The organism is Adlercreutzia muris, from assembly GCF_008831045.1.
In the GTDB taxonomy this organism is placed as follows: domain Bacteria; phylum Actinomycetota; class Coriobacteriia; order Coriobacteriales; family Eggerthellaceae; genus Adlercreutzia; species Adlercreutzia muris.
This window is the reverse complement of the sequence record NZ_WAJS01000055.1, coordinates 1-8,244: the sequence shown is the minus strand read 5'-3', so window position 1 is coordinate 8,244 and position 8,244 is coordinate 1. Positions and strand designations below refer to the sequence as shown.

The following is an 8,244-nucleotide window of genomic DNA, read 5'->3' as shown; positions in this document are numbered from 1 at the left end:
GCGGCAGAGCGCCCCTCGGTCGGGGGAACCGGGGCGGACGTGCGGGCAGCCGGGGCCGATGCCGCGGGAGCGTGCTTGGCCACGGGGCGGAACGCCGGCTTGAAGGGGCTTTCCGGTCGCGGCGTGAAATCGAGTTCCAGCTGCGGGGCCACGGGGCCGCCGTCGTCCTTGGGGGCCTCGCGGAAGATGGCGGCGAAGTCCACGTTGGCGGGGGGCTCGCCGAGGGCGGGCTCTTCCAGCTCCACCGGCTCCTCCACCTGAGGCAGCGGAACGGCGGCACGCGGCTCGACGGCCGGCGCGGCGGTCTGGCGATCCTGCACGGACGCTTCCTCGGCCTCCGCCGACGGCTTGGCGTGAATGCCGCGACGGGAGGCACCCAGGGGCACCAAATGGGACGAGGTGGTGCGCTTGTAGGCGAGAATGGGATTGGGCACCGACGTGGTGTCGGACACCACGAGGTACTGCTCGTCTCCCTCAGGGAAGGGCACCGTCATCATCATGGTAGAGGTCGTATGGGGCGCCTCGGTGCGAGGCTGGAGGGAGGGGGCCATCTCGGGCTCGAACATGCCGTCCTCACCCTCATTCTGCTCAATCAGATACTCATCGATGAACGCCTCGGCGCGCTCGGCGCGCTCCTGGGGCTCGTCGGCCTTGGGGGCCGTGCCGCTCTCTTCCGCAGCACCGGCCGATTCGGCCGACACCGCCTCGGCATCTTCGGCAACCGGAGCAGCCGCCGGCGCCTCCTCCTCGACCGGCTCCGCTGCGCTGGCGATCTCATCGCGCCGCTCTTCCCCGTCGGTTGTTTCCGACCCACTGTGGAGGTCGCGGAATTCGTTTACCGGATGGTTGGGGGCCACAGGCATGACGGCGGCCTCCAGGGCCGAGCCGGTCTTGGCCTGGCGCGGGCGACTGTCCTCGCGGCGCTTCGGCTCAGGACGGGAAGACTTCGAGGCCTTCATGATGGCGCTATAGGCGGCCACGGGAACGACGATGCAGGCGATAGCGAAGAAGGGAGCCGTCCACACCTGGGACGCGCCCATGGCCACGGCCCAGAACGCGGCGGCTACCAGAGCCATGAGGACGAAGGAAACCGCCACGGCACGGCGCTGGAGAGACGTCGAGCTGAGACGCAGCCCGATGATGAGGCCAACGATAATGATCAGCACAAAGAGCGCGATGCCGATCGACATATTGCCCACGTCACGTCCTTCCCTCTTGCAAAATGGCGGTCTTATCCATTAAAGGGGCAGTATAGCATCCGTCAAGAATGACGGCACGAGAACGTTGATTTCTCAGAATTATAGACACAACCAGCGGATTTTCGGTCGTTCCGCTTGAAACGAAGAAGGCGGCCCCGCAGAGCCGCCTTCCCTTCCACGTCTTTTGAGCCGCCGCCTTAGCGCGTGTTGCTCGCGTAGGGGGCCTTGTCCTTCAGCAGGACGTCGTGGGCGCCGCCCTCCACGATGGAGGTGGCACTCACCAAGGTGAGCTTCGCCTTGTCCTGGAACTCGGGGATGGTGAGCGCGCCGCAGTTGCACATGGTGCTCTTCAGCTTCAGCAGGGTGATGGCCATGTTGTCCTTCAGGCTGCCGGCGTAGGGCACATAGGAGTCGACGCCCTCCTCGAAGGAGAGGTTCTTCTTCTTGCCGCCCAAGTCGTAGCGCTGCCAGTTGCGGGCGCGGGCCGAACCCTCGCCCCAGTACTCCTTCATGTAGGTGCCGTTCACCATGACCTTGGCCGAGGGGCTCTCGTCGAAGCGGGCGAAATAGCGGCCCAGCATGACGAAGTCGGCGCCCATGGCCAGGGCAAGCGAGATGTGGTGATCGTACACGATGCCGCCGTCGGAGCAGATGGGGATGTACACGCCGGTCTCGCGGAAGTACTCGTCACGGGCGCGGGCCACCTCGATGGTAGCCGTGGCCTGGCCGCGGCCGATGCCCTTGGTCTCGCGGGTGATGCAGATGGAGCCGCCGCCGATGCCGATCTTGATGAAGTCGGCGCCCGCGTCGGCCAGAAAGCGGAAGCCCTCGGCGTCCACCACGTTGCCCGCGCCGATCTTCACGGCATCGCCGTAGTGCTCGCGCACCCATTCGATGGTCATCTTCTGCCAATCGGAATAGCCCTCGGAGCTGTCGATGCACAGCACGTCGGCACCGGCCTCCACGAGCGCCGGAATGCGCTCGGCATAGTCGCGGGAGTTGATGCCCGCGCCCACCATGTAGCGCTTGTGGGAGTCGAGCAACTCGTCGGGATTGGATTTGTGGGAGTCATAGTCCTTGCGGAACACGAGCGCCACCAGGTGATCGTCGGCGTCCACGATGGGCAGGGAGTTCAGCTTGTGCTCCCAGATGATGTCGTTGGCCTCCTTAAGGGAGGTGTCGGCCGGAGCCACCACGAGCTTCTCGCGCGGGGTCATGAAATCGGCCACCTTCTCAGTCAGCTCCATGCGGGAGAGGCGGTAGTCGCGCTCGGTGACGATGCCCAGCAGCTTGCCGTGGGCGCTGCCGTCCTCGGTAACGGGCATGGTGGAGTGGCCGTGCTGCTCCTTCAGGTCCACCACCTGTTCGAGAGTCATATCCGGCGACAGGTTCGCGTCGGAGGTGACGAAGCCCGCCTTGTAGTCCTTCACGCGGGCCACCATGGCGGCCTCGTCCTCGATGGACTGGTTGCCGTAGATGAACGACAGGCCGCCCTCGGTGGCCAGGGCCACGGCCATCTTGTCGTCGGACACGGCGGCCATAATGGCCGATACCATGGGCACGGAAAGCTCGAGGGGGCACTCCTCCTCGCCCTTGCGGTACTTCACCAGCGGCGTCTTCAGGCTGACCGCCGCGGGCACGCAATCGGCGGGCGTGTGGCCCGGCACCAGCAGGTACTCGTTGAATGTACGGGACGGTTCCTCGAAGTAGTAGGCCATGGTTGTGCGCTCCTTTGCCGCTCGATGCCCTGGACGGTAATTGGTTCATTATAGGCCGAGAGCGCAGCCCATGCCAGAGCATGCCCAGAGTGCACCATATTTTCGGCAGCGGTCGAAGATGGCTGAGAAAGTCTTGGGGAAGCCAGACGACGAACTAGTAAGGTGATGCTGTTTCCTTAAGAGCCGAGGACGGCGGTTCGCAATTCGTCGCGGTTGTGAACGCCCATCTTTCCGTAAATATGCTTCACGTGAGTCTTCACGGTGTTGCCGCTCAGAAACAGCTGGTGCGCTATTTGATTTATCGTATTGCGCTCCAGCAACAGAACAAGTATTTCCTCTTCGCGAAAAGTGAGCCCGCGGGCTTGTCCAGACATCCTACACCTAAAAGCAAGCTCACTCTCGCCAGGCCTTGCAGAATGCGAAGCTTCGGTAACATTGGAGCCAACGAACTGTCGGGACCAATGACCTTGCCCGACGTGCTCTGTTGCCCACAAAGCGGCGCCTGCAACAGCCAAGGCAATCGCGGCAATCGTGAACACGCCGAGCGCCCCGCCCTCGTTCGCAGACGGCACCACCAGCCCCATCTGGGGTAATACATAACCAACAAGCTGCATAATATCGAGCAGAGCAAAACTAACGCCAAAGGTCCAACCGGTCGGCGACTTCTTTTCTCGAACATCATTGCAGAGAAACCAGAAGACGAATAATGCCATTCCCCAATAGGACATAGACACGATAAAGCCAGCCAAGATAGACCATTCGCTGTGCACGAGCGGCAAAAGAAAGCCAACGCCATATACAGCAAAAGCGGCTTTGAGCAGATATTCTGAGCGGAACGCTTTTACCCAAATTAGGAAGCCCAACGTAAGAGCCCCCATTGGCAATAGCGCCACCTCCTCCAGTGTCACGGTTATTCCAAAAGTCGCAATAGGGCCCAAGGCCGCAACGAAACCCACAAGAGCCATAATGATAATCGGCCTCCAAGGCAAACGGCCGACCTTTTGAAACTTTACGTCATATTCCTTCCGAGAAGAATCGAACGAGAGAGCGGAACAGCTATACGCATAGGCGGTTGCCAAAATAAAGGGAACAGCAACGGCAACAGCAATAACCCATTCTGCACGCAGACCCATTACCAACCACGCCAAAACGCCCGCAAAAAGACATGCGGCGGAGGAGTGAGCGAGCATGCTTGCCAAAGGCAACCAAGAGAACAGGCGGGCCCAGAGCAAAAAGGCCCAAGCCTTTCCCGCCCCTAGGACAAACCCTGCCGCAATAGAGACCCACGGATCAACCCCGATGCCAATCGGCTCTAACGCAAGAATAACCATGCCGCCTGATAGAAGACCATAAGCGAGCCAGGCAAATCTTTTTTGCAAGCATATTTCTCGCCCGTACGCCGACGCTAAAGCTGCCGTCAAAAGAGCCGTTGTTCCGCCCAGCAATGCAGCGTGAATGTGAGAAATTCCCCAACCAGAGGACGCAGAGGCCGGAAGAAGGCTGAAAAGCGCTGGTATCGTCAAGATGAGACCAGCAAAGAAAAGGCCGCAGTGCCATTCCCGTCTCTCAGATTTCATCATCTACCCCTCTCGTTGAATCGCTCGATTATAGCAGGCATCTGCAATCGCGATTCACATCAGGCGTTTCAGCAGTTGGTGACAAAACGGGTGATGGCTCGTAGAAGCAGAATCACCCGTTATTCACCTGGATATATGTCTTTTCAAGCCCCTTTCGACCAACGATACTCAAACACGCCACGACGGCTGGCAAACCCAAAAGCCTCGAATGAAGGCGAATAAAAACCGAGGAGGATCCCATGACAACCACAAGCGCCACCGCTCTTTCCCGCCGAAGCTTTCTTGGCTTAGGCGCCCTGACGGCCTTTGCGTCCGGAGCCGCATTGGTCGGTTGCGCGCCGCAGCCGAGCACAACTCTCGCGGAAACGAGCATCGCGGAAGAACCAAAGAACACTAATTGGGTTGGCGAGGCGCCTCAAATCGACGACGCCGACATCGTCAACACCCTGGAAACGGATGTGCTTATCGTTGGCGCAGGCAATGGCGGCATGGCCTGCGCGGCATCTTGCGTCGACCTCGGTCTTGACTTTATCCTTTGCGAGAAGAATGCAGCTGTTGAAGCCGCCCGTGGCTTCTTTGGCGTTGTCAACTCTGATTGCACAAAGGCAGCTGGGGTCGATATCGACCCCCTGAAACTCCTTAACGAGATGAGCCGTTACGCAGACTTCAAAAACGATCCCCGTGTCACTAAGGTATGGATCGACGAGTCAGCTGAAATGAAACAGTGGCTCGACGGCATCGCGGCCAAAAAAGGACTTAAGGCGACCTTGTGCCTTCACGAAAACCACGGCGATGGCGGCACCGATTACTACATTCCCCCCATTTCTCATGTGTATGTGGCCGATGAATCCATCGAGCCGGGCATTTCTCTTGAAAAAGCAGGGAGCATCGATCTGCCCGTGGACTGGTCTCGCAACGTATGGCTTGAAGAACATCTCAATGAGGCGGGACATCAAGTGACGTTTGAGCACAAGCTCGTTAAGCTCGACCGCGTCGAGGACGGACCCGTCACGGGCGCCATCTTCGAGACGCCTGAAGGATACGTTCGCGTAAACGCTTCTCTCGGTGTGGTATTGGCGACGGGAGGCTATGCAGCCAATGCCGCAATGACACGTGAGCTCAACCCGATTCTTGGAAAATGCATTACCGGCAATGCCTTCTCGCCCAGTACAACTGGAGAAGGAATTCGCATCGCCATGCAAGTTGGCGCACAGTTTGATTCCGAGCCCGCACCGGCAATCTTCAATCGCGGGATGGTGGAGCCAGGCGTAGATGCAGGCTATACCGACGACTCCGATACTGCAATGTTCTCCGGCCAAATCGGGCAAAATGGCATTGGCTCTCAGCCCTTCATGAAAGTTGATCGACGCGGCCGACGCTTCATCAACGAGTCGACGCCGTACGACAACGTTGTATTTTCGGCTGCAGGTCACGAAGGCGGAGTCTGGTGCATGGTATGGGACGCCAACGCGCCCAAGGATGTTAAGCGCTTTGCCACCATCGGCTGCTCTACAGGCGGCATGTGGATGGTGAACTTCGAGACGGTTGACGAATGGCTGGAAGCCATCGAACAAATGATGCATGCTGACACTACCCCAATTAAAAAAGCTGACACCCTTGACGAACTGGCCGACTTGCTGGGCTTCGAAGGGGCTGACAAGGAGACGTTCCTCGCGCAAGTCGACACCTACAACACCGCTTATGATAATCAGCGCGATGACGAGTTTGGCAAAGAGGCCTATCGCCTCTCCGAGCTGCGAACCGGGCCTTTCTATGGCGCGTGGTTCGGCGGATCCCTCCTTGCCACCTTGCAGGGGCTGCGTATTGATGAGCATATGCGCGTTCTCGACGAGCAGAGCCGTCCGATTGATGGATTGTTCGCCGTGGGCGACTGTTCGGGCTCCATGTACGCCAACACGTATCCTGAGCTCCTTGCCGCTAACGCCTGCGGTCGCACATTGACTTTCGGCCGCCACGTCGCCCGCTATCTGGCCGGCGATCTCTCCTAGTCTACGCTAAGCCAAACGTCCTCCCCTTGCATCCGGATGAGGCCCTCGCGCCTCATCCGGATGCTTTGCTTTCTTTCACAAACCCAACCAGGCCTCAGCAATCATCGCCAGCCCTTTGCTCCCCCAACGGCCGTCACATTATGTCGCTGGCGGACACCGGGGAACGTTCCTTGTGAGTCCCCACCGCACCATGCGATAACGGCTATCTCAATAGACTCGATGGCCATTACCTCATCATCGTGCAATGCCGTGGAATCCCAGATGCCTCTTTCTGCTGCATGTTCATCCGGAACTGTAGTGTGGTGCCGAACAGACGTCCTATGCGAAGGCGCCTTTCAGAGTATGCAATCGGTTTCCCGGCGGAAGGCGAAGATCGGTCACGAGAGCCGCATTGTCCACATATTCCAGCTTCCGAAGCGCTCTACGAACAATATCGGCGAGAAGGCTCTTGCTCCGCCCCGTCTCGAACAGCTCTCTCGTGTCGGCATCGGCGAACGCCCTTATCATCTCCCACCTCCTTTGCGATAACATGACATGTAACGTGACACGATGCATTCGATAATGACGCCAAAGGATTCTGTCCCCTATCGCGCCACGGCGGCGTCCATGGCATCGGCGTAGATGGGCGTGGCCAGGCCGAAGCCGCCGGCCACTTCGATGATCTGGCCGGTGGTAGCGGCACTCTCGTCGCCGAGGAAGTACACCACGGCCGCGGCGATGTGGGCCGGGTCGGCCATGCGCCCGAGCGGGATATGGCGCAGGAAGAACCGCTTGAACTCCTCGGAGAGGTTGTCGGCCACGGCATCGGTGGCGGTCATGCCCGGCGCCACGGCGTTCACGCGGATGTTCGACTTGGCCAGCTGCACCGCCATGGACTTCGTCATGTGGTTGATGGCCGCCTTGGAGGTGCCATAGGCGATCTGGCTGATGTCGGGCACGCTGCCGGCAATGGAACTGATGTTCACGATGGAGCCGCCGCCGGTCTTCGTCATCTCGCGCGCGGCCGCCTGGCAGCCGAGAAATACGCTGCCCACGTTCGCGTCCACTCCAGCGAGGAAGGACTCGTAGGTGGTGCTCAGCAGGTCCTTGTCCTCGGCGGGGTTCGTGCCGCCGAAGTTGTTCACAAGCCCGTCGATGCGCCCCTCGGCGGCCACTACGGTATCGATCATCGACTGGTAGCTGTCGGGTTTGGACGCGTCGTTGTACACGCATTTCACCGCAAAGCCAGCCGCCGTCATCTCGTCGGCCTCGTTCTGGGCGCGCTCCATATTGCGGGCACCGATGTAGACCTGCGCCCCCTCTTCGGCGCAGGCCTTCACAATGGCGGCCCCAATGCCGCGCGTGGCGGCAGTGACGACGATGACCTTATCGTGCAAGCGCATGGTACTTCCTTTCCGCAGCGTATAGCAGAGCTTTCATCATAGAAAAAGACGCCCCCGAAGAGGCGTCTTTCCGAAACTCGTTGAACGAGCGCTGCCGAGTTCCCGCGGCTTAGAACTTGCGGAGCTTGTCGGCAGAGGTGAATTTGCAGCCCCTCTCCGAAACAGCAGCCGTTCAGCCAAAAAGCGTAATTGTTGCTACAAAAAATGGGGAGACTTCATAAAGCCGCCCCATCGTCTGTGTGAGTTAACTTTGTCCGGATTCCGGGTCGCTCCCCTGTGCCACAGGAAGAGGGCCCCTCCTGTATCCTCTCGGGTTGTCTAGGCCGGAGACGGAGAGGAAGGACCCTCCATGCGCGATC

General features: G+C 59.8%; 6 protein-coding genes. 1 reads left to right on the top strand and 5 read right to left on the bottom strand.

Going from position 1 to position 8,244, the window contains the following annotated elements; translation table 11 throughout:
- The 3 genes from F8D48_RS11030 to F8D48_RS11020 form a co-directional block, all read right to left on the bottom strand.
- Positions 1 to 1,199 (bottom strand): hypothetical protein (locus F8D48_RS11030; RefSeq protein WP_151432049.1); only part of this gene is annotated, 1,199 nt, incomplete at its 3' end.
- Positions 1,200 to 1,396: 197 nt separating this feature from the next.
- The gene (locus F8D48_RS11025) at positions 1,397 to 2,917 is read right to left on the bottom strand and encodes an IMP dehydrogenase (RefSeq protein WP_151432047.1); all 1,521 of its coding nucleotides are present in this window, start codon (positions 2,915 to 2,917) and stop codon (positions 1,397 to 1,399) included.
- Positions 2,918 to 3,093: 176 nt separating this feature from the next.
- Positions 3,094 to 4,497: a response regulator transcription factor gene (locus F8D48_RS11020; protein WP_151432045.1), complete on the bottom strand. Its 1,404-nt coding sequence runs from the start codon at positions 4,495 to 4,497 to the stop codon at positions 3,094 to 3,096.
- Between the two features lie 236 nt (positions 4,498 to 4,733).
- Between F8D48_RS11020 and F8D48_RS11015 the strand changes: the two genes are divergently transcribed.
- Complete coding sequence (locus tag F8D48_RS11015; protein ID WP_151432043.1) at positions 4,734 to 6,503, top strand: FAD-dependent oxidoreductase; 1,770 nt, start codon at positions 4,734 to 4,736, stop codon at positions 6,501 to 6,503.
- A 318-nt stretch (positions 6,504 to 6,821) separates the two neighbouring features.
- Here F8D48_RS11015 and F8D48_RS11010 read toward each other — a convergent pair whose 3' ends face one another.
- The gene (locus F8D48_RS11010; RefSeq protein ID WP_151432041.1) at positions 6,822 to 7,010 is read right to left on the bottom strand and encodes a type II toxin-antitoxin system RelE/ParE family toxin; all 189 of its coding nucleotides are present in this window, start codon (positions 7,008 to 7,010) and stop codon (positions 6,822 to 6,824) included.
- A gap of 77 nt (positions 7,011 to 7,087) precedes the next feature.
- Entirely contained in the window at positions 7,088 to 7,885 is a 798-nt protein-coding gene (gene hdhA, locus F8D48_RS11005; RefSeq protein ID WP_151432039.1) for a 7alpha-hydroxysteroid dehydrogenase, read from the bottom strand.
- Between the last annotated feature and the right edge of the window lie 359 nt (positions 7,886 to 8,244).

What these genes read in the sequence shown, in the direction of transcription:
- F8D48_RS11025 (WP_151432047.1), bottom strand. Translation starts at nt 2,917, where the DNA reads ATGGCCTACTACTTCGAGGAACCGTCCCGTACATTCAACGAGTACCTG.
- F8D48_RS11020 (WP_151432045.1), bottom strand. Translation starts at nt 4,497, where the DNA reads ATGATGAAATCTGAGAGACGGGAATGGCACTGCGGCCTTTTCTTTGCT.
- F8D48_RS11015 (WP_151432043.1), top strand. Translation starts at nt 4,734, where the DNA reads ATGACAACCACAAGCGCCACCGCTCTTTCCCGCCGAAGCTTTCTTGGC.
- F8D48_RS11010 (WP_151432041.1), bottom strand. Translation starts at nt 7,010, where the DNA reads ATGATAAGGGCGTTCGCCGATGCCGACACGAGAGAGCTGTTCGAGACG.
- hdhA (WP_151432039.1), bottom strand. Translation starts at nt 7,885, where the DNA reads ATGCGCTTGCACGATAAGGTCATCGTCGTCACTGCCGCCACGCGCGGC.